This window comes from Pandoraea aquatica (assembly GCF_902459565.1).
GTDB classification, from domain to species: Bacteria; Pseudomonadota; Gammaproteobacteria; order Burkholderiales; family Burkholderiaceae; genus Pandoraea; species Pandoraea aquatica.
The window spans coordinates 37,036-58,104 of record NZ_CABPSN010000004.1 but is presented as its reverse complement, the minus strand read 5'-3'; the positions used below and the strand labels follow the sequence as shown (position 1 = coordinate 58,104).

The window sequence follows — 21,069 nt, the reverse complement described above, 5'->3', positions numbered from 1 at the left end:
CAAGGGCCCGGATTGCACGCCGGTTAAACATGTTGCTAATCAAGCCAGCCAATCTGCCTCTAATTAGTACTGCTTATTACTTATTTAGGTCTGAGTGACCTATCGAACTCGCTTTACGTGGTGCTGCGGCTCAGGTCCGCGGCCTTCACGACCGGCTCGCTCGACTCCGCCTTGTAGTCGCTGGCGTAACGCTGTGCCAGACGGGCACGCATCGGCTTCAAGACAAACAAGGCAAGGAAGGCGGCGAAGGCATTCATGGCACAAGCGACCATGAAGACAGCCTGCCAACTACCGGTCATCGAGGTGATGATGCTCGAGAACGGCACCAGCAAGGCAGCGGTCCCCTTCGCGGTGTACAACATCCCCGCATTGGTCGCCGCATACTTCGAGCCATACGTATCGGCGCAGGTTGCCGGGAACAAGCTGTAGATCTCACCCCAGGCGAAGAACACCAGGCCGGTCAGCAGCACGAAGGCCACCGGATGCTGGCCGTACTTTGCCAGTGCGTAGATCCCCACGGCTTCCATCGCGAAGGCGATGAACATCGTGTTCTCACGACCGATCTTGTCCGAAATCCAGCCGAACACCGGACGCGTCACCCCGTTGAGCACACGGTCGATGGCCAGTGCGAAGGTGAGTGCGGGCAGCGTGAGACCGAGAAGCGAGACAGGTGCCTGATCCAGACCGTAGTCCTTGGCGATCGGGCCGAGCTGTGCCGTTGCCATCAGACCGCCAGCGGCCATCAGCACGAACATCAGATACATCAGCCAGAACACCGGGGAGCGCATGACTTCCGTCGGCTTGGCGTTGTAGCGCATTGCGCCCGGTGCCAGCTTCTTGAGCGCTTCGATCGATGCGGGCGGACTGGCGAGCGCCAGACCCAGCACCAGCACGATGATCCCCTGTCCCAGCCCGAAGGTCAGGAAGGTGTTCTCATAGCCGCTGGACTTGATCATGTTGGCGATCGGTACCACGGTCAGTGCCGAACCGGCGCCGAAACCGGCGGCGGTAATACCTGCGGCAAGACCACGGCGGTCCGGGAACCACTTCAGAGCGTTACCCACGCAGGTGCCATACACCGCACCGGCACCGACACCGCCCACGGCCGCTGCGAAATACAGCATCGGCAGCGAGGACGCATAGGCATTGAGCACCCAGGCGATACCGCACAACAGACCACCACCGACCACGACCGGGCGCGGACCGAACTTGTCGACCAGATACCCTTCGATCGGCACCAGCCAGGTTTCCGTCACGACGAAAATCGTGAACGCCACCTGAATGGCCGTACGGCCCCAGTGATACTTTTCATCGATCGGGTTGACGAACAGCGTCCACCCATATTGCAAGTTGGCGATCATCGCCATGCAAATCACGCCGAACACGAGCTGGACCCACGGGCTCGCGAACACGGATTGCTTACCGTGTTGATTTGTCGTCTCCACTTGTACCTCCTCCATCGGTTTTCAGTTGTTTGGCAGCTTCACAACAACAACACCTTCCGGATGGGGTCTGTGCCCCCTGGGTATGCTTTACGAGGTCTATGCCTCGTCGACTTGTCTCTGATGCTTACGGGAGTCCATTGCGTTTCCCGTAAATATACCGAACGAAATATACGATATATCAGATATAAGTCAACACTAATTTATCGCTGTCCTCGTTTTCCACCTCGCGTGCCGAAGTCGTTTTCGTCCATTGCATCGAAAACAACTACGGCACGCGAGGCACTGTCCTAAGTGGCGGCTAGATACAGTAACGCAACTGTAGGACGGAGCGGCGCAACAACGCAATGCGAAAACACTAAGGAGTTAACCTGATCCAAGAACCTTGCCCGACAAGGCGTTCAGCCCTTTTATATCGGGCTCCTTGGGATTTTTTAAAACGAGCACAAGTCGATATTTTTGCTAATTTCGCTCACAAGACAACATCCCCCAGCTCCCTCCCGACTCTCTGTAACACACCGTAATAATTCACTCCTGGGTGGTCCCCCGACATTTCACAAGTGCAGTTCATGACCGCAAAGCTCACACATGCGGATGCCCATTTTTCAGGCCTGTGCGGGGAAACCATGAGGGCAAAAGGGCTAGGAAAGCTTGGCGCTATTCTTCTTGTGATATACGATATACAACATTTGGTATTAGAAGAATCAGAAGAATAAAGCGGCCAGTACCAGGCCCGGGTTTCGATTGACCTTTGGAGGGAGAGACTTCATGAAGATTTGCATCTATGGCGCCGGTGCCATCGGTGGCTATCTCGGCGTGCAACTCGCGCGCGCCGGAGCCGATGTCAGTCTGGTGGCACGTGGACCGCACCTCGCGGCCATGCGCGAGCACGGACTCAAGCTGCTCATCGATGGCGAAGAGCGCGTCGCCCACTTGCGTTGCACCGACGATGCGCGCGAACTCGGGCATCAGGATTACGTGATCATCGCCCTGAAAGCGCACTCGGTACCGTCGGTACTCGACGCGATGCAGCCGCTGATCGGCCCGAACACGGCGGTCGTCACGGCCGTGAACGGCATCCCCTACTGGTATTTCTATAAGCACGGCGGCGCGCTCGAGGGCACGACGCTGGAGAGCATCGACCCGGGTGGCCGTCAGTGGCGCGAACTCGGCCCGGAGCGTGCGATCGGCTGTGTGGTGTATCCCGCCACGGAAGTGGTCGCGCCGGGTGTGATTCAACACGTCTACGGCAACAAGTTTCCGCTGGGCGAAGCCAGCGGCGAGCGCACGGAGCGCGTCGAGAAGCTCTCGCAGATGATGATCGCCGGCGGGCTCGACGCCCCGATCCGCGAAAACATTCGCGACGAGATCTGGCTCAAGCTCTGGGGCAATCTCTGCTTCAACCCGATTTCGGCCCTCACGCACGGCACGCTGGACATCATCGCCAGCGATCCGGGCACGCGTGCCATTGCGCGCGCCATGATGCTCGAAGCCAAAGCCATCGGCGACAAGTTCGGTGTGCACTTCCGCGTGGACGTCGAACGCCGCATTAATGGTGCCGGCGCGGTGGGCGCACACAAGACGTCGATGCTTCAGGATCTGGAGCGCGACCGCGCAATGGAGATCGACCCGCTCGTCTCCGTCGTGCAGGAGATGGGACGCCTGGCCAATATGCCGACGCCCACGCTCGACGTTGTGCTCGCGCTGATCAAGCAACGTGAGTTCATGACGAAGCCGGATGCCGTGGCGGCCGCGCAGGAACGTCTGGCCAAAGCGGCATAACCGGGCGGCATAACCCAGCGACGTAACGCGTAAGCGTTGTTTGTTTGAAACACCCGATCGCAGGGCACCGTGGCGTGCCCTGCCCGAATCGGCACTGACTATATATAGAGAGGGCGATGCGACGGGACTGAAAATCTCGTCGCCAGCCCCACCCCGCAAGCGCTCATCCGTGCCGCCACCGGACCTCCGGTCGCGGCCGATTTTTTGCCGGAAACCTCGGCGCTGTATGGCCGATGCAGGGAATAACGGCTGTGGTTTCGCGGCAACGCAATAACGTCCGTTTGGCCCACCCCGAAAGCAGCACCCGAATCACTGAAAACTGCGTGCGCCACTGGCGTCCCGAAATCCGCACCCTTGCAAGCCAGACGGACATCCGAGGAGGTTCATCGCCATCATCGATCCCACAAGCACTATCGGAAAAAGAGACAAATCCGAGACGTGTAAGCGCAGCGAGACGTAAAGAACGTCCCGAAAAACGATAAATTTTGATATTCGGTATGTGGTATATCTTGAGACTTGTTGCGGCGCGACATACAATGCAAAGCAAGTTCTCCCCCACATTACGACCCGTCAACCTTTATCTGGAGTCTCACCATGTTAGTCGCTGCCCTTACGCTTATCGCCCTGGCTTCTGCCCTCGCCGCCGGTGTTGCAATGGTTCATCTGTTCGTCGCCCTGCCCGCCAAAATGCTCGAAAAGGCTGAATCCAACGGCCGTTTCGCCTATCTGGCAGAAACCACGCGAGCAAACGAATCGGGTAAACTCGTTACGAAGCCGGCAACCATCGTGGGGCAGCAAGCATTGCGCCTCTGAAGGGGCCGTAATACCTAGGAGACTATTGCATGTCCCTGATCACCCCAACTCCGGTGCGCGTGACGCCACTCGCACTGGAGCCGATCGACACCACCACGAGTTTTCGTAATCAGGCGTATGCGCTGCTGAAAAAAGCCATCGCCGATGCCGACATTTATAACCAGAAGGACGAAATTCGCCTGGACGAGCGTCAGCTCATCCAGGTGCTTGGCGTTTCGCGCACACCGATTCGCGAAGCCATGACCTTGCTGGAACAGGAAGGTTTTCTGCGCACGGTGCCGCGCCGGGGCATCTTCATCATCCGCAAGACCAAGCGTGAAATCGTGGAAATGATTCAGATGTGGGCCGCCCTGGAAGGGATGTCCGCGCGTCTGGCCACGTTGAATGCGAGCGACGAAGAGATCGCCAAGCTGCGTCATTTGTTCGACGAGTTCGTGAATGCGCCGCCAACCGATCATATCGAAGAGTATTCGGACGCGAACATCGACTTCCACCAGGCCCTGATCAATCTTGGCGGCTCGCAAGCCATCGCCAACACGATCAAGAACCTGTTCATTCACGTGCGCGCCATCCGCAAGGTGACGATTGCTCAGAACGACCGCGCAGCACGCTCGATTGTCGATCACCTGAAGATCATCACCGCGCTCGAAAAACGCGATACGGAACTCGCCGAGAAGCTCGCGCGCGACCACACCCTCGGTCTGGCCGCGTTCGTCGAAGAGCACTGCGACTTCCTCGAGTAAGTGCTTGATCCGGGCTTGATCCGGATTTGACCCGCGTTTGATGTCTCCACGACGTGCTCACCGCGCGTCTGCGAAAAAGCCAGTGATATGGAAGTGTCACTGGCTTTTTTTCTCCCCCTCCTCCCGCCTGTCACGCCCACCGGCATTGCGTTTCCGGATTCGGGTAAACGATCCCGCGAAACCGCTTGCCTCGGTATTGCACGTATACCGTATATGATATATCGTGTTTCACATACTGACCGAAGGTTGACGAAGTAAGCAACGGGCGAGAGGCCGAGCCCGTGCGGCATATGGTGGGGGCTATGTGTCGCACGCTCATCCGGCATCACGCTGATCGACTAGACCCGAGAAGCATCGTCGTATGTGACCAATGGGTCTCTCGCCCCGGGGCAGGACAAGAACATATAACCACCCTCAGGCGCGCCGTTCCCCACAGTGCGCCAAACAGGAGACATCAGCCATGCGCGAGGCTTATTCCATCGCGACGGTGCAAGCAATTCTGGACAATCATGCTGCTCAGGAAGGCCCCCTTCTGCCGATCCTCCATGATGTTCAGGAAGCTTTCGGCTACGTTCCCCCGGATGCCGTGTCCGTCATTGCCAACGCCCTCAATCTGTCACGCGCCGAAGTGCATGGCGTGATCACGTTCTATCACCATTTCCGCACCACGCCGCCGCCGCGACACGTCATTCAGATCTGTCGCGCGGAGGCGTGTCAGAGCATGGGTGCCGACGCGCTCGTAGCGCACGCAGAACGCGCGCTGGGATGCGCGATGCACAGCCACAGTGGCGACGTCGCACTCGAACCGGTGTTCTGTCTGGGCCAGTGCGCCACGTCGCCCGCGATCACGATCGACGACAAGCTGCACGCGCGCGTCACTCCCGAGAAATTCGACCGTCTGGTCGCCCGCGCCAAGGAAGCCGTATGAGCCAGTCCACTACTTCCGCCAAGGCGGCTGTGCGCCTCTATCTTCCACGTGACTCCGCCGCGCTCGCCCTCGGCGCCGACGAAGTCGCTGACGCCATCGCCACTGAAGCCGCAAAACGCGGCATCGAGATCGAGCTGGTCCGCAACGGCACGCGCGGCATGCTCTGGCTCGAACCGTTGCTCGAAGTCGTGACCCCGGCGGGTCGCGTCGCCTATGGTCCTGTCGACGTCGACGACGTCGCCAGCCTGTTCGATGCGAACGTCACCGCAGGCGGCGACCACCCGCTCGCGCTCGGCCTGACCGAAGAGATTCCGTACTTCAAGAAGCAGGAACGTCTGACGTTCGCCCGCGTGGGCATCACCGACCCGGTCTCGGTCGACGACTACGTTGCGCACGACGGCTATCGCGGCCTGCGCAACGCACTCGCGCTGGACGCCGCCACCATCGTCGCGCAAGTGACCGAATCCGGTTTGCGCGGACGCGGCGGCGCAGCGTTCCCGACCGGCATCAAGTGGAAGACGGTGCTGAACACGCCCGCCGCGCAGAAGTACATCGTCTGCAACGCCGACGAAGGCGACTCGGGCACGTTCGCCGACCGCATGCTGATGGAAGGCGACCCGCTCGTGCTCGTCGAAGGCATGACGATTGCAGGCATCGCCGTGGGTGCCACGCGCGGCTACATCTACGTGCGCAGCGAGTACCCGCACTCGATCGATGTGCTTAACGAGGCCATCGTCAACGCGAACAAGGCGGGCTATCTCGGCGAGAACATTCTCGGCTCGGGTCACGCGTTCCACCTCGAAGTGCGCAAGGCCGCCGGGGCTTACGTCTGCGGCGAAGAAACGGCGTTGCTCGAAAGCCTCGAAGGCAAACGCGGTGTAGTGCGCGCGAAACCGCCGCTGCCCGCCATCGAAGGTCTCTTCGGCTTGCCGACGGTCATCAACAACGTGATCTCGCTCGCTTCCGTGCCGATCATCATGGACCGTGGCGCAGAGTTCTATAAGAACTTCGGCATGGGACGCTCGCGCGGCACCCTGCCCATCCAGCTCGCGGGCAACATCAAGTACGGCGGCCTCATCGAGAAGGCCTTCGGCGTGACGTTGCGCGAGATTCTGTACGACTACGGCGGTGGTGCCATCACCGGTCGCCCGCTGCGTGCGGTGCAGGTCGGCGGCCCGCTCGGCTCGTACCTGCCGGAATCGCAGTGGGACACCCCGCTCGACTACGAAGCGTTCGCCGCGCACTGGGCCGTGCTGGGTCACGGCGGCATCGTGGCACACGACGACACCGTCGATCTCGCCAAGCTCGCCCGTTACGCGATGGAGTTCTGCACCATCGAATCGTGCGGCAAGTGCACGCCGTGCCGCATCGGCTCGACGCGTGGCGTCGAAGTGATGGACAAGATCATCGACGGTCGCGACCGTCCCAAGCAGATCAAGCTGCTGCGCGACCTGTGCGACACGATGCTTAACGGCTCGCTGTGCGCCATGGGCGGCATGACGCCCTACCCCGTGCTGTCTGCACTGAATCATTTCCCAGAAGACTTCGGCGCGGCCGAATCGTCGAACTTGCCGACCAAGGCCGCCTAGGAGACCCCCGATCATGATGGATCCGATGTTTGAAAAGGATTACGGCACCCCGCGCCGCGAATCGACGAAGGAAGTCACGCTGGAGATCGACGGCGAACAGGTCACCGTGCCTGCGGGCACCTCGATCATGCGCGCGGCGTCCGAGGGCGGCGTGAACGTGCCCAAGCTGTGCGCGACCGACTCGCTGGAGCCGTTCGGCTCGTGCCGTCTGTGTCTGGTGGAAATCGAAGGCCGTCGCGGCTTCCCGGCGTCGTGCACCACGCCGGTCGAACCCGGCATGAAGGTCCGCACGCAATCGCCGAAGCTCCAGGAGCTGCGCAAGGGCGTGATGGAGTTGTACATCTCCGATCACCCGCTGGACTGCCTGACGTGCGCCGCCAACGGCGACTGCGAGTTGCAGGACATGGCCGGGGTGACGGGCCTGCGCGAAGTGCGTTACGGCTTCGACGGCGCGAACCACTTCGACAGCGAGAAGGACGAGTCGAACCCCTACTTCACGTACGACGCCTCGAAGTGCATCGTCTGCAACCGCTGCGTGCGCGCCTGTGAAGAAACGCAAGGCACGTTCGCACTGACGATCTCGGGCCGAGGCTTCGAAGCCCGCGTATCGGCGGGGCAGGACCAGGCGTTCATGGATTCGGAGTGCGTGTCGTGCGGTGCCTGTGTGGCCGCCTGCCCGACCGCAACGCTGCAAGAGAAATCCGTCATCCATCTCGGTCAGGCCGAGCACGCCAAGATCACGACCTGCGCCTATTGCGGCGTGGGCTGCTCGTTCAAGGCGGAGATGAAGGGCAACGAAGTCGTGCGCATGGTGCCGCACAAGGACGGTCAGGCCAACGAAGGCCACGCCTGCGTGAAAGGCCGCTTCGCCTGGGGCTACGCCACGCACAAGGACCGTATCCTCACGCCGAAGATCCGCAAGAAAATCACCGATCCGTGGCAGGAAGTGTCGTGGGACGAAGCCCTCGATTACGCTGCGTCGGAATTCAAGCGCATTCAGGCCAAGTACGGCCGTGACTCCATCGGCGGTCTGGTGTCCTCGCGCTGCACGAACGAAGAAGACTATCTCGTGCAAAAGCTGGTGCGCGCGGCGTTCGGCAATAACAACGTCGACACCTGCGCCCGTGTGTGCCACTCGCCGACCGGCTATGGCCTGAAGGCGACGCTCGGCGAATCGGCCGGCACGCAAACGTTCAAGTCGGTCGAGCATTCGGACGTGATTCTCGTGATGGGTGCGAACCCGACCGACGGTCACCCGGTGTTCGGCTCGCGGATGAAGAAGCGTCTGCGTCAGGGAGCGAAGCTGATCGTGATCGATCCGCGTCGTATCGATCTGGTCAAGAGCCCGCACATCAACGCCGACTATCACCTGCAACTGCGTCCGGGCACGAACGTCGCCATGGTCAACGCACTGGCGCACGTGATCGTCACCGAAGGTCTGATGGCCGACGAATTCATCGCCGAGCGTTGCGAAGATCGCGCTTTCCAACAATGGCGTGACTTCATCTCCCGTGCCGAGAATTCGCCGGAAGCGACCGAAGCCCACACCGGCGTGCCTGCGCATCTCGTGCGCGGCGCGGCCCGTCTTTACGCGACCGGCGGCAACGCTGCGATCTACTACGGTCTGGGCGTGACGGAACACGCACAAGGCTCCACGACGGTCATCGGCATCGCCAACCTCTCGATGCTCACCGGCAACATCGGCCGCGAAGGTGTGGGCGTGAATCCGCTGCGCGGTCAGAACAACGTGCAGGGCTCCTGCGACATGGGCGCGTTCCCGCACGAACTGCCGGGCTATCGTCACGTGTCGGATTCGAGCGCCCGTGCGCTGTTCGAAGCCGAATGGGGCGTCGAGCTGCAAGCCGAGCCGGGCCTGCGTATTCCGAACATGTTCGACGCAGCGCTCGCGGGCACCTTCATGGGCCTGTACTGCCAGGGCGAGGACATCGTCCAGTCGGACCCGAACACGCAACACGTCACGCACGCGCTCGAGCAGATGGAGTGCATCGTCGTGCAGGACATCTTCCTGAACGAAACCGCGAAGTACGCGCACGTGCTGCTGCCGGGTTCGTCGTTCCTGGAGAAGGACGGCACGTTCACCAACGCCGAGCGTCGTATCTCGCGCGTGCGTCAGGTCATGCCGCCGCGCGCCGGTTACGCCGACTGGGAAGTGACGATCCAGCTGGCGAAGCGTCTGGGCTACGAGATGAACTACTCGCACCCGTCGGAAATCATGGACGAAATCGCGCGTCTCACGCCGACGTTCACGGGCGTGAGCTACGAGAAGCTCGACCGCATGGGCAGCGTGCAGTGGCCGTGTAACGAAGATGCGCCGGACGGCACGCCTGTCATGCACATCGACGAATTCGTGCGCGGCAAGGGCAAGTTCCTGATCACGCAATACGTGCCGACGGACGAAAAGGTCACGCGCCGCTTCCCGCTCATTCTCACGACCGGGCGGATTCTGTCGCAGTACAACGTCGGCGCGCAGACGCGTCGTACGGACAACAACAACTGGCACAGCGAAGATCGTCTGGAGCTTCACCCGCACGACGCTGAAGAGCGCGGCATCAAGGACGGCGACTGGGTCGGCATTCAGAGCCGGGCAGGTGAGACGGTGCTGCGCGCGATCGTCAGCGACCGCATGCAGCCGGGCGTGGTGTACACGACGTTCCACTTCCCGGAGTCGGGCGCGAACGTGATCACCACAGACAACTCGGACTGGGCGACGAACTGCCCCGAGTACAAGGTGACGGCGGTGCAGGTCACGCCGGTGGCGCAGCCGTCGGAATGGCAGCGTCAGTACTCGGACTTCAACCGTCAGCAGGAAGCGTTCCTCGGACACGACCAGACGACGGCGGCCAGCGCAAGCTGAGTCGGCAATCAGGTACGCGACGGTGCAGGTCGAACGACCGCACCGCCGTGTGCCGCAACGGACAATCCGCGTCCGTCGCCGGAAAGGCTGTCAATCGGCAGCCGAGTGCCGGCGAGCTTCGCCGTCTATTGCCAACAGACGGCGCGGCGGACGCGAGATTGGCCAAGCGAACCGGTGCAACGCATCGACAGAGAACGATCACAGGGGACAAGACAGATCATGGACACCGACAATCTGGTCAAGATGGCCAATCAGATCGGGGATTTCTTCGAGACGATGCCCGATCGCGGCGAAGCGCTCGAGAACATCGCCGGCCATCTGCGTCGCTTCTGGGCGCCGCGCATGCGCATGACGATTCTGGAGCATCTGGAAACGACGGACGGTCACGGCATGCGCGAGATCGTCGTGGCGGCCATCACCGCGCATCGCGCCGAACTCTGGCCACGCAGCTGACGAACATCAAGGTTTATCGGTGGGACGCGAGTCCGGCCGTGACATCAGGCGCAGTCGTGGAAGCGATTGCGCCTGATGTCGTTGACGGACGCCAACGCTGCGTCGGCCCCCATTCAGGCACCCAGCTTGATCAGCACCGCACCGCCGACGACGAGGCCGCATGCAACGAGACGTCGCGCGTTGAGCTTTTCCCGCATGAACAGCCAGCCCAGCAGCACCGCAAAAATGGCGCTCGACTCGCGCAATGCCGACACCACACCCATCGGCAGAAATTGCAGCGCGAAGACCACCATGCCGTAGGCGCATTGCGCGACCACACCGGCACCCAGCGCTTCCGCTACCCGACGGCGCGGCGCGAGGAACATGCCGCGCCATCCGCCCCGCCACTTCCACACCGCGCCGACCAGCGGCACGCTCGCAAACAGGTATGCCCACGCGATGTAAGCGAAGCCGTTGCCGCCACTGCTGTTCGTCAGGCGAATACCGAAGCCATCCACAATCGTATAAGCCGCAATGAACACGCCGGTGAGCAAGGCCGCAGGCACGCTGTCGCCAGACAGACGTCGCCCACGCAATGCGAGCGTCAGAATGCCGATGCAGATGCAAGCAATACCGACCACCGCAATCCAGCGCGGCAGTTCGCCCGCGAGCAGCAGCGCCGCCCCCGAGATCAGTAGCGGCGAGATGCCGCGTGCAATCGGATAGATCTGTCCGAACTCGCCCACGCGATAGGCCCGGATCAGCGCCGCCGTGTACGCCACCTGCGCACAGGCCGAAAGCAGAATGAGCGGCCAGACCTCGACCGGCGGTATGGGCAGCACCGCAATGCCAACGATGGCCGTGAGCAACTGCGGCACGGCCATCATGCCGACTTGCCAAAGCCGATCGGGACTCGCGTGAAGGAAAGCGTTCCAGGTGGCGTGCATCAGTGCCGAGAGCAGCACGAGGAGCACGATGGGGGTGGTGGTCATGTCAATCGGACGCAGCAGCGGTGTGTCGGAAATGGGATGACAAGGGTGCACCGACGATATAGGGGTCAGCGACAGAAAAGTTGTCCACACCCTTTGTGGATAACCCACTGGATAACCTGACGTCGACTTCCGAGTCGCCCCGTGAACAGGGGCTGTCAAGAGCCTTGCTCAAAAAACAATCAGAGAAGGAACAAATATTCGGCTTGACGGTCTGCCCCCTCCCTGCTCAACGGCCCGCTTCCTCGTTTGCCGACACATCGGACAACATCTCGGCATCCTGCTCAGTTTCGAATCGCAAACTTGAGGGCGGGCTCGCCGCGCTTTCAGGCGTCAGGGGCGGGAGATTGCGGCGTAGCACGCAACGCGGCCATCACCTGGCTCTGTCCCATGCCCGCTTCCGGCGACTTCTGTAGCGCCAGCAGATAGCGCTGGCCGAACTCGTCTTCTTCGCCGCCGGTACGACGGAACAACCTCGCGGCCTCGTCGGCCAGCGCAATGCCTGCCTCAGCCAGCGGCGGCTCCTGCTCCTGCCACTCGTCGAGCGCAACAATCAGGCGCGAGACGGGATCGAGCCAGCGGAACCAGGGGTCTTCGGTGAACAACTGGACGAAGCGGCCGGTCGGCACCGCGCCGAAAACCGCTTCGTATTGCTGACGGTCGTAGTCGATCAGCACCTTGTGCTGGGCAAGCAGTGCGGCGCGCAACGCCTTCAGCGCAGCGATCTGGGCGGCACTGGCCGGTGTGGTTTCGGTCGGTTCGGTCATCTCTGGCACCGGGTTACGTCAGAAAGGATAGGAAACAGAATTGGAAAGCGTCTGACATGCACTTTAGGACTTAGCCCATAGCCAACAGACGTCTGGATCACGATACTACACGGGTCTCGCAAACACCTCGCGAGACCAGGCTTTCACTTCCCCGTGGGAGGCCTGCTTCCTCACCCGCCAACCCGGCGGGTTTTTTTTGCCCGAACGCTTCGCCGGCACACTTCGTTTATCATCGGCAGCGCCCTGACCTCCCCCACCGTGCCGTAGCGCACGTTCCGACATGACCCTTCCCCTGCGTCCCAAAACCATCGGCGTCATGGGTTCCGGCAAACAGCCGTGGCCTGAACTTGCCGTGCCGCTCGGCCGTGCGCTTGCGCTGGCTGGCTTTCACTTGCTTACCGGCGGTGGACAGGGCGTGATGACGAGCGTGAGCGAGGCGTTCTGCGCCGTGCCGCAGCGCATCGGCCGCAGCATCGGTATCGTGCCGACGGAGGCCGTGGGTGGCACGGATGACGCCGACGATGTGCAGACGGGCGTGCCCGGCACCTTCCGCGCAGTGCCCGGCTATCCGAACCCGTTCGTCGAAGTGCCGATCCTCAGCCCGTTGCCGCGTCATCTGCCCGACGCACCGCCGGGGACCCTTTCGCGCAATCACATCAACGTGTTGTCCAGCGACGCCATCGTCGCCCTTCCCGGCAATCACGGCACGCGTAACGAAGTCGGGCTCGCCGTGCATTACGGCAAGCCCGTGATTCTGTTCGGGGAGAGCGAGCACTTCGCGGACATGCCCGCGTCGCTCGTGAGAACGGTATCGCTCGATACCGTGATGGATTTCGTCAGAACGGTACGGTGAGCTTCGCGTCGATGGACTGGAAGCGGTAGGACCAGCCCGGCGGGCCGCTCGCTGCGGGCATCCACGGCGCATTCAGTCGCTGCATCACCGACAAGTCGAGCTTCGACGTCCCCAAATAATGCGTGTGACTCAGCCCCACCTCGGCGTAGCTGTCGTAGGTGTGGATCGCATTCGGGTCCTCTGTACGGCTGCGGTTGTAGCGCAGCTCGACGCCGGTCGTCCCGTTGGACGTCACATCGAACGCGCGGCGCACACGCCACTGGAGCGTCTGCGTCTGTGTCGTGCCCGTCGCAATCTGATCCGTGGCGGCATTGGTGGAGCCGGTGATCCCGACCGTCCAGTCGGCGTCGATGGGCAACGAATAGTTAGCTGTCAGATCGCGATTGGTCGCGTCACGCCGTGCGTTCTGCAAGTCCTGACTGAGCTTCGTATCGAGCTTGCCGTACATGCCCAGCGGGTTGTTCATCAGCAGATTGGCGGTGCCCTGCATCTTGCCGGTGGTCGTCATGCCGCTGTTGTTCATGCCGACGTTGAACTGGTACGGACGGTCGTTGAGCACCTGAAGCCCGATAGCGCCCTCACCCGGTGTGCGGCTGCGGGTGGCGACGAACGGCAACTGGTCGTCGCGCACCACGAGTCCGCGACGCATCAGCATGCGGATGTTGCGGTTCGCCAGACTCTCGTGACGCGGCATGCCACGCAGGCACGAGGCGCGCGCGAGGAACGCGTTGGGCGGTGCAACGTCGGGCAAGGGCTGCGGCTCGGCGGCGGCCGTTGCGCCCGAGGCCACAGCATCGATATCGACGGCATGGATCGCGGTGCCGTCCGCGCTCAACTCCGGTGCGACGGCAAACTCGCCGGCAGGCAGTGGCGGAGAAGGCGGTGTCGGGGAGACGACCGGCGTCGCGTCCGCAGTCTCGGCAGACGCGGCGCTCGCGCCGTCTGCTGCGATGGTTTGCGACGGATCGGATGACGCGGAGGGGTCGCCAGTCGCTGCGGTTGCGCTCGAAGCCACAGTTGCAGCCGCAGCCGCCGCCGCATCGGCCGCACGCTTTGCGGCTTCACGATCGACGGCCTCAGCGACCGCATTCGGATCGTCGCCTGCGAACAGTGCAATGGGATCGGTGGCCGCGCCCGGGTCCTGCACCACCGGGGGTGCTGGCGGTGGTGGGGGCGGCACAAAATACTGAGGTGCCAGTCCGCGGTCCCACAGTCCGTAGGACACAGCATTCTGCTCAGTGAAACATGGCGGATTAGGATCCGAGAAGAGAGATTGTGCGTGCGCGCCCACCGGTATTCCGGCACTCAGACACGCGGCCAGCAGGAGGCGACTCCGCACGACCGGCTTTACCGACATTCGACACCTGAAAATCCCACCCCGCACCGTGGCCGTCCGCAAGCGTCGTGCGCCGCTTCCGACATGTGGGGGGTGATATAGCGACAAGGCGCTATTTTACGTCGATCGGGTGACGCTCTGCCAGTCACCCGAGGCCTAAAATCCCCGGGAACTCTTTCATGGGATTGCCACTCATACCGCGTGACTTCCCCTGTAGTGATTTTTGCCCGCCTCGTGCGGGCGTTTTATTTTGCGATTCCACATCGCAAAAAAAGCCCGGGAAGTGGGTTCCCGGGCAATGGTCGATCGCCATGGAGGGGCGATCGAGGGGGGGCCAGCCGATGCCGCGTCCCGCTCAGGACGCAGCACCGTCGTCATCACGTCAATTACTTCTTCTTTCCACCTTTTCCGCCAGCGAGGAAGCGCTCGTTGTACTCGTCCATGAGCTTGCGCACCGTCGCACCGATCTGGATGTAGTCCGGTTCGTTCAGGTTGGCGAGCGACACGCGGCCCGACGGATGCAACGTACCGAAACCACGCCCCGGCAGCAGCACGACGCCGCTTTCCTTGGCCAGACGGAACAGCACCTCCGACGGATCGATGTTCTTCATGAACCAGTCGACGAACGCCTTGCCGTAGATCTTCGTCCCCAACACCTCCAGATCGAGGATGTTGTAGTAGTCGACGGTGTTCGGCCCGCTTTCTTCCGAGATCCCCGCCGCGCGATACATCACGGCCTTGCGGCGGCGGATGATGCGCTTCACGGCGTGCTTGTACGCATCCGGCTCGTCCATCAGGCAGAACAGCGAGAAGAGCGCCATCTGCACCTGCTGCGGCGTCGACAGACCCGCCGTGTGGTTGAGTGCCACAGCGCGGCTGTCAGCCACGAGACGGTCGATGAACTTGAGCTTTTCCGGCTCCGTCGTGATCGACGAATAGCGTGCATTGAGCCCTTCACGCTGCGCCTTGGGCAGTTTGGCGATCTTGTCGTCGAAGACATTCTTCTCGTGTGTGGCAATCGCGCCGAGACGCCAGCCCGTCGCCCCGAAATACTTCGAGTACGAATACACGAGGATGGTGTTGTACGGCGCAATCGCGAACAGCGAGCGGAAGTCGTCGGCAAACGTGCCGTAGACGTCGTCGGTCAGGATGATCAGGTCCGGGCGCTTCTTGACGATAGCGGCGAGATGTTCGAGCGAAGCGTCGTCCATCTTCACCGACGGCGGGTTGCTCGGGTTCACGAGGAAGAACGCCTTGATCTTCGGATCGAGCAGCTTGTCGAGTTCCTTCTTCGAGTACTGCCAGCCCAGATCCGGATCGGCATTCAGATTTACTTCGTGAAGCTGATAGTCGGCCAGTTCCGGGATCTCGATATACGGCGTGAAAATCGGCATGCCCAGCGCAATCGAATCGCCCGCTTGCAGCAGATGGTTCGTCTTGAGCGTGTTGAACAGATACGTCATGGCCGCGGTGCCGCCTTCGACCGCGAACAGGTCGAAGTTGCCAACGAACGGGTGACGTCCGACCATCTCGCGACGCAGATACTTCGCCGAGATCTTCTCGGTATTGCGCAGCATGCGGTCCGGCACCGGATAGTTACAACCGAGAATGCCGTGCACCATCTCCGTGAGGAAATCCTCGACGACGAGGCCCATCTGATCGCGCACGTACGAGATCGATTTTTCGAGGAACTTCACGCCCGGTGCGTGCTGATTCTCACGGGCGAAGTCTTGCCAGCGCGCTTCCACGCCCTTGCCCGGCGGAATGCCGCCCACGCCCTCGGGCATATACGTGAACTGGCGTTCGGCTTCGGACAGCGCGAACAGGCCCAGCTGGAAGAAGCCATGACGCGGTTCGAGCGCCAGGAAGTTCGGGTTGCCGCGACCGGCGTTGAGCATCGAGCGCTGCGCGCCATTTTCCTGCGCGAGTTCGATCAGCGTGTCCTTGAATTCGAACGGGCTGAGTTTGGCGAGTGCGTCGAGTTCCTTCGATTTCATAGCAATTTCTCCATGAACAACCACTTACAACCCATAGCGATGCCGTCTTGCGGGGGCAGCGACGGACGATCGGGACGAATGCATCAATCAGATAAACGCAATAAGGGACGGACGGGGCCTCAGGTCAGCGACACCACCAGCGGTCCGAGCAGCGTGAGCAGCACGTTGGCGATGGCGTAGGTGATGGCGAACGGCACGGTCGGCACGTTGCTCTCGGCCTTGTCCAGAATTTCGCCGAAGGCCGGGTTCGCACTGCGCGAGCCGGACAGCGCGCCGGCCAGAATGGCGACGTTGTCGTAGCGCAGCACGTAGCGTCCGAACAGATACGTGAGCAACAACGGCACGATGGTGACGATCACCCCGGCAAGGAAGATCGAGATACCGCTTTGCTGCAACGTCTGCCAGGCCTGCGCACCGGCGGAGAGCCCCACGCAGGTCACGAACGTCGCGAGCCCCAGCTCCTTGAGCAGCGAACTCGCGGCGAGCGGCATCGCGCCGAACGTCGGATGCTTGCCGCGCAGCCAGCCGAACACCAGACCCGCGAGCAGCGCACCGCCGCCGCTGCCCAGCGTGAGCGGAATGCCGCCGACCTTGACCACGATGTAGCCAATCAGCAAGCCGACGACGATGCCGATGCCCATGTACACGTAGTCGGTCTTCACCGAGTACGCGACCGGATAACCGGCTTCCTTCGCGGCACGCTGCACGTCGCTGTCGGCACCGTACAGCGTGACCACGTCGCCGTGATAGATGATGGTGTCGTCGAGAATCGGCACGGGCTGGCCCATCCGCATGATCTTGGCGATGTACACGCCATGCTTGACGTCGCGCTCCACACCGGCTTTGAGTTCGCCGAGCGTCTTGCCGTTGCCGCCCTTGCGTGCGAACACGACTTCCTGCATGCGCAGCGCGATATCGAGATCGGCCGACGGACGTTGTTCGTCGCCGAGCAGACGCCAGGCTTCGGTGGCCGCTTCACGTCGACCGATGAGCATGACGTCGTCGCCCGCCTCGAGCACGAGGTCGTCGGTCGCGATGATGATCTTGCCTTTGCGACGCAGCCGTTCGATGGTCACGCCGTCGGTCAGCTGCTTCTCGATCTCGATCACGCGCTTGCCTGCGCCGGTCGTCACGCGATAGACGCGGCCCACGAGCGCCGGCAGCGAGTCGACCTGATCGGCGGCGAGCACCGCGCGGCCACCGGCCATTTCGAGTTCGGCCTTCTTGGAGTCTTCCTTGAGCGTGCGACCCATGAGCTTCGGCACGAGCGACGCACACACGATGATCGCGCCCAGACTGCCGAAGATGTAGGTCACCGCATAGCCGATGGCGACTTCGGATTGCAGGCGCTTCACTTCATCCGCCGGGAGGCCCAGGCGTGAGATGGCGTCACCTGCCGTGCCGATGATGGCGGACTGCGTGAGACCACCGCCCGCCACACCGGCCGCGAGGCCCTTGTCGAAGCCGAAGATCTTCGCGCAGATCAGCACCGTGACCAGACCGGACGCCGCGAGAAACACGGCCATGCCGATCTCACGCAGCGTCTTGCGCGAGAGCGAGCTGAAGAACTGCGGACCGCTTTCGTAACCCACAGCGTAGATGAACAGCGCGAACATGATGCTCTTCACGCCGGCGTCGACCGAAATGCCGATTTGGGAGACGACCACGGCCACCAGCAGCGAGCCACCTACGCCCCCTAGCTGGAACGAACCGAACTTGATCGCCCCGATGGCGTACCCGAGGGCGAGCGATAGGAAGATCGCGACCTCCGGGACATGATTCAGAATCGTATGCACCAGTTCCACGGCAGAACCTCCGTCAAAAAGATGAATCCGGCCGCTGGCGGGGGAGCCAGCGCCGACTCGCTAACGCGAAAACTGATGGGCGACGAAAACCACCGCCGGCCCCATGAGCGGCAGCAACACGTTCGACAGGGCGTACGTCACCGTGTACCCCACGACCGGCAATGCGCTGTTCGCGGTTTGCACCACTGCGCTGATGGCAGGCGTGCTGGCCTGCTGCCCCGCGATGGCACCGATCAGAATCGGGCCATCGATGCGCAGCAACTTGTGGCCCACCCACAGCGACACGAGCGCCGGAATGAGCGAAACGCAGATCCCCACGACCGGCAACGCCATGCCGTGCTCGCGCAGCAGCACGGCCGCCTGCGGCCCGGCCGACAACCCGACGCACACCACGAACACCGCCAGCCCGAGGTCTTTGAGCAATTCGTAAGCGGCCGGCGGGAACGTGCCCCACGTCGGCCGGCGCGACAGCAGCCAGCCACTCGCCAACCCTGAGACCAGCGCGCCACCGCCCGAGCCGAGCGTCATCGGCGCGCCGCCGATGTGCACCGACAAGTGCCCGATGCAAAGTCCGACGATCAGCGCAAGGCCCACGAAGACAAGGCTCGTCTTGTTGCCGTACGGCACGGCTTTGCCCATCACGGCACCCGCGCGCTCGACGTCCTCTTGCAGGCCTTGCAGCGTCACCACGTCGCCGCGTTGCAGCGGAATCTTGTTGAGCGACGGCAACTGCATGCCCATGCGTTTGACGGATTTGACGAACACGCCGTGACGCAGCTCGACCGGCGCTTCGCGTCGCAGATCGGCCACGGTGCGCCCTTCGGCTTCCTTGTTCGTCATGATGAAATCGCGCTCCACGAGCACGATGTCGCTCGTTTCGGTCCCCGCGACTTCCGGGCCGATGAGCGCGTGCGCTTCGAGCATGGCGTCGCGACGGCCGACGAGCAGCAGTTCGTCGTTCACTTCAAGCGTGAGGTTTTGTGCGACGGCGACTTGCGTCGCAGCGCGGCGAACCCGTTCGATGGCGACGCGGCCATCCAGCGCCGCTTCGAGCGCGGCGACGTTGAATCCGGGATGTGCCACACGATAGCTGCGTCCTACGAGATCAGGCGCGGCTGGCGCGCCGAGTTCTTCACCGTTCTCGTCCTCCATCTCTTTGGCGAGACGCGCGCTGTCGGCCTTCAGGTCGATGCCGAGCAAGCGCGGGGCGAGCAGATTCGTGAACAGCACGATGGTGATGAGACCGAACACGTAAGTAAGCGTGTACGCCGTGACAACGTTGGCCTGCAACGCCTTGAAGGCTTCCGGATCGAGTCCGAGACGTCCCAGTGCTTCGATGGCCGTGCCGACCATCGCCGACTCCGTTGCCGCACCGGCCGCCAGACCGCCCGCCGTGCCCGGATCGAGGCTGAGGAAATTCACGGCCAGCATCACGATGCCGAACACGAACACCACTTCGATGATGGAGAGCACACCGAAGCGCAGCCCGCGCAGGTTCAGGTTCTCAACGAACTGCGGACCGGCGGAGAAGCCCATCGCGAAGATGAACAGCGCAAAGGCGAAATCCTTGAGCGAGCCTTCGACCATGCAGCCGGTCTGTCCCACAAGCAAGGCAACGAGCAGCGCGCCACACACGCCACCGAGCTGAATCGGGCCGAACTTGATGCGCCCCAGGAGTTGGCCCAGGACGACGCAAACGAACACGGTGATCAACGGCACGGCATCGAACAGCGGAACTGAACACTGCATACAGGCTCCTGCCACATGTCGCACTTCGGCGACGGGCTACCGCACTTGGCGGCATACGTCCGGCATACGAGACTTCAGAAAACGACAGATCGTCGTGGCATCGGCCACGCCAATCGGGAGACAGCAGACCGTGTATCGGTCGTACGTTTTGCACCTGTGCGGGAACCGCCAGGCGTTTATGTAGGGAGGGCGCACACGGCGCACTTATTACCCGCGCAAATTACGCGATCGTCGCGCAATCAGGTAGCACAAGTAATTAAAATTACGCTATCTGCGACTGTTCCGCATTTCGAGGCGACGCGGTGTGGGCATAGTGTTGTTCAACGTTCCGGACGTGTCAACAGGTTTCGCGTAAGGTCTGCGCCTTGTGCGCGTCAAGCCCACAATTCCACCAACTATGTCGGAATCCTGATTAATAGTCGAAGAACGTCGACCATACGGGCGGCACGTCGATGCCACCGGCGAATTCGCTTAATGGCGCCGTCGCGACTGAGGAAAACCTCAGAGAGGATAGATGAAAATTTTTCAAGTTCCGCGACAGGATGTCGCGGGAGTATGTCGGCCGAAACGCGCGAAGGCAGTCGCCATCGCACGTCGGCCGGCGCATGAAGTCGTAGGACGATGGACGAGGGCGTTACTTCGGTGCGCGGATTTCGTGGATGGTGCCGGGGCCCCAGCCGGTGGCGTCCCACTTGCCGTCGCGCAGCGTCCATTCATGGACACCGGTCTCTTCCCAGTGCGGCGGGGTGTAGCGCATACCGGGGCGCTTCGCTTCCATGTGTCCGTCCACCCAGTCGTAGCGGCCGTCTCTCCATTGCCAGTACCCCGGCACCCAGAACTCGCCCTTGGGCGCGGCGTGCGGATCTTCGAAGCGCGGCGGCGGCGGGCCGCGTTGCAGCGTCACGTCGGCCAGCGCAGGCAGGCTTGCCAGACACAGTGCGGCCACCATGGCATAACGTCTATGAGGGC

General features: G+C 62.2%; 17 protein-coding genes. 9 read left to right on the top strand and 8 right to left on the bottom strand.

Annotated features, from left to right (window positions below; all coding sequences use genetic code 11):
* Positions 1-113: 113 nt before the first annotated feature.
* The gene (gene oxlT / locus PAQ31011_RS14550) at positions 114-1,460 is read right to left on the bottom strand and encodes an oxalate/formate MFS antiporter (protein WP_150576526.1); all 1,347 of its coding nucleotides are present in this window, start codon (positions 1,458-1,460) and stop codon (positions 114-116) included.
* A 551-nt stretch (positions 1,461-2,011) separates the two neighbouring features.
* Between oxlT and PAQ31011_RS26415 the strand changes: the two genes are divergently transcribed.
* The 8 genes from PAQ31011_RS26415 (at position 2,012) to PAQ31011_RS14515 (ending at position 10,625) form a co-directional block, all read left to right on the top strand.
* Positions 2,012-2,158 carry a hypothetical protein gene (locus PAQ31011_RS26415; RefSeq protein ID WP_174990127.1) on the top strand — a complete coding sequence of 49 codons (147 nt, stop codon included), beginning with the start codon at positions 2,012-2,014 and terminating at the stop codon, positions 2,156-2,158.
* A gap of 52 nt (positions 2,159-2,210) precedes the next feature.
* Positions 2,211-3,224 carry a 2-dehydropantoate 2-reductase gene (locus PAQ31011_RS14545; protein ID WP_150576525.1) on the top strand — a complete coding sequence of 338 codons (1,014 nt, stop codon included), beginning with the start codon at positions 2,211-2,213 and terminating at the stop codon, positions 3,222-3,224.
* A gap of 594 nt (positions 3,225-3,818) precedes the next feature.
* The gene (locus PAQ31011_RS14540; RefSeq protein ID WP_150576524.1) at positions 3,819-4,037 is read left to right on the top strand and encodes a hypothetical protein; all 219 of its coding nucleotides are present in this window, start codon (positions 3,819-3,821) and stop codon (positions 4,035-4,037) included.
* A 29-nt stretch (positions 4,038-4,066) separates the two neighbouring features.
* Complete coding sequence (locus PAQ31011_RS14535) at positions 4,067-4,780, top strand: GntR family transcriptional regulator (protein ID WP_039399646.1); 714 nt, start codon at positions 4,067-4,069, stop codon at positions 4,778-4,780.
* A 460-nt stretch (positions 4,781-5,240) separates the two neighbouring features.
* Positions 5,241-5,708: a formate dehydrogenase subunit gamma gene (locus PAQ31011_RS14530; RefSeq protein ID WP_150576523.1), complete on the top strand. Its 468-nt coding sequence runs from the start codon at positions 5,241-5,243 to the stop codon at positions 5,706-5,708.
* Entirely contained in the window at positions 5,705-7,297 is a 1,593-nt protein-coding gene (locus PAQ31011_RS14525; RefSeq protein ID WP_150576522.1) for a formate dehydrogenase beta subunit, read from the top strand. The genes PAQ31011_RS14530 and PAQ31011_RS14525 overlap by 4 nt, the downstream gene beginning before the upstream one ends.
* A gap of 13 nt (positions 7,298-7,310) precedes the next feature.
* Positions 7,311-10,172: a formate dehydrogenase subunit alpha gene (gene fdhF, locus PAQ31011_RS14520; RefSeq protein WP_150576521.1), complete on the top strand. Its 2,862-nt coding sequence runs from the start codon at positions 7,311-7,313 to the stop codon at positions 10,170-10,172.
* Positions 10,173-10,391: 219 nt separating this feature from the next.
* Positions 10,392-10,625: a formate dehydrogenase subunit delta gene (locus PAQ31011_RS14515; protein WP_150576520.1), complete on the top strand. Its 234-nt coding sequence runs from the start codon at positions 10,392-10,394 to the stop codon at positions 10,623-10,625.
* A gap of 113 nt (positions 10,626-10,738) precedes the next feature.
* Here PAQ31011_RS14515 and PAQ31011_RS14510 read toward each other — a convergent pair whose 3' ends face one another.
* Complete coding sequence (locus tag PAQ31011_RS14510) at positions 10,739-11,596, bottom strand: EamA family transporter (protein ID WP_150576519.1); 858 nt, start codon at positions 11,594-11,596, stop codon at positions 10,739-10,741.
* 323 nt (positions 11,597-11,919) lie between these two features.
* Entirely contained in the window at positions 11,920-12,360 is a 441-nt protein-coding gene (locus tag PAQ31011_RS14505) for a hypothetical protein (RefSeq protein ID WP_150576518.1), read from the bottom strand.
* A gap of 280 nt (positions 12,361-12,640) precedes the next feature.
* Between PAQ31011_RS14505 and PAQ31011_RS14500 the strand changes: the two genes are divergently transcribed.
* Positions 12,641-13,213, top strand: a complete 573-nt coding sequence (locus PAQ31011_RS14500) for an SLOG cluster 4 domain-containing protein (RefSeq protein WP_246179588.1) — start codon at positions 12,641-12,643, stop codon at positions 13,211-13,213.
* On the opposite strand, the gene PAQ31011_RS14495 is transcribed toward PAQ31011_RS14500, so the two are convergent.
* The 5 genes from PAQ31011_RS14495 to PAQ31011_RS26410 form a co-directional block, all read right to left on the bottom strand.
* Positions 13,197-14,438, bottom strand: a complete 1,242-nt coding sequence (locus tag PAQ31011_RS14495) for a ShlB/FhaC/HecB family hemolysin secretion/activation protein (RefSeq protein ID WP_150576517.1) — start codon at positions 14,436-14,438, stop codon at positions 13,197-13,199. The genes PAQ31011_RS14500 and PAQ31011_RS14495 overlap by 17 nt on opposite strands.
* 497 nt (positions 14,439-14,935) lie before the next feature.
* Positions 14,936-16,546 (bottom strand): bifunctional aspartate transaminase/aspartate 4-decarboxylase, encoded by a 1,611-nt coding sequence (locus PAQ31011_RS14490; protein ID WP_150576516.1) that lies wholly within the window; start codon positions 16,544-16,546, stop codon positions 14,936-14,938.
* Positions 16,547-16,665: 119 nt separating this feature from the next.
* Complete coding sequence (aspT, locus tag PAQ31011_RS14485; protein ID WP_150576515.1) at positions 16,666-18,351, bottom strand: aspartate-alanine antiporter; 1,686 nt, start codon at positions 18,349-18,351, stop codon at positions 16,666-16,668.
* A 60-nt stretch (positions 18,352-18,411) separates the two neighbouring features.
* Positions 18,412-20,100 (bottom strand): aspartate-alanine antiporter, encoded by a 1,689-nt coding sequence (gene aspT / locus PAQ31011_RS14480; protein ID WP_150576514.1) that lies wholly within the window; start codon positions 20,098-20,100, stop codon positions 18,412-18,414.
* A gap of 634 nt (positions 20,101-20,734) precedes the next feature.
* A complete protein-coding gene (locus PAQ31011_RS26410) occupies positions 20,735-21,049 on the bottom strand; it encodes a YXWGXW repeat-containing protein (protein WP_174990126.1) in 315 nt (104 codons plus the stop codon).
* Positions 21,050-21,069: the final 20 nt, after the last annotated feature.

What these genes read in the sequence shown, in the direction of transcription:
- oxlT (WP_150576526.1), bottom strand. Translation starts at nt 1,460, where the DNA reads ATGGAGGAGGTACAAGTGGAGACGACAAATCAACACGGTAAGCAATCC.
- PAQ31011_RS26415 (WP_174990127.1), top strand. Translation starts at nt 2,012, where the DNA reads ATGACCGCAAAGCTCACACATGCGGATGCCCATTTTTCAGGCCTGTGC.
- PAQ31011_RS14545 (WP_150576525.1), top strand. Translation starts at nt 2,211, where the DNA reads ATGAAGATTTGCATCTATGGCGCCGGTGCCATCGGTGGCTATCTCGGC.
- PAQ31011_RS14540 (WP_150576524.1), top strand. Translation starts at nt 3,819, where the DNA reads ATGTTAGTCGCTGCCCTTACGCTTATCGCCCTGGCTTCTGCCCTCGCC.
- PAQ31011_RS14535 (WP_039399646.1), top strand. Translation starts at nt 4,067, where the DNA reads ATGTCCCTGATCACCCCAACTCCGGTGCGCGTGACGCCACTCGCACTG.
- PAQ31011_RS14530 (WP_150576523.1), top strand. Translation starts at nt 5,241, where the DNA reads ATGCGCGAGGCTTATTCCATCGCGACGGTGCAAGCAATTCTGGACAAT.
- PAQ31011_RS14525 (WP_150576522.1), top strand. Translation starts at nt 5,705, where the DNA reads ATGAGCCAGTCCACTACTTCCGCCAAGGCGGCTGTGCGCCTCTATCTT.
- fdhF (WP_150576521.1), top strand. Translation starts at nt 7,311, where the DNA reads ATGATGGATCCGATGTTTGAAAAGGATTACGGCACCCCGCGCCGCGAA.
- PAQ31011_RS14515 (WP_150576520.1), top strand. Translation starts at nt 10,392, where the DNA reads ATGGACACCGACAATCTGGTCAAGATGGCCAATCAGATCGGGGATTTC.
- PAQ31011_RS14510 (WP_150576519.1), bottom strand. Translation starts at nt 11,596, where the DNA reads ATGACCACCACCCCCATCGTGCTCCTCGTGCTGCTCTCGGCACTGATG.
- PAQ31011_RS14505 (WP_150576518.1), bottom strand. Translation starts at nt 12,360, where the DNA reads ATGACCGAACCGACCGAAACCACACCGGCCAGTGCCGCCCAGATCGCT.
- PAQ31011_RS14500 (WP_246179588.1), top strand. Translation starts at nt 12,641, where the DNA reads ATGACCCTTCCCCTGCGTCCCAAAACCATCGGCGTCATGGGTTCCGGC.
- PAQ31011_RS14490 (WP_150576516.1), bottom strand. Translation starts at nt 16,546, where the DNA reads ATGAAATCGAAGGAACTCGACGCACTCGCCAAACTCAGCCCGTTCGAA.
- aspT (WP_150576514.1), bottom strand. Translation starts at nt 20,100, where the DNA reads ATGCAGTGTTCAGTTCCGCTGTTCGATGCCGTGCCGTTGATCACCGTG.
- PAQ31011_RS26410 (WP_174990126.1), bottom strand. Translation starts at nt 21,049, where the DNA reads ATGGTGGCCGCACTGTGTCTGGCAAGCCTGCCTGCGCTGGCCGACGTG.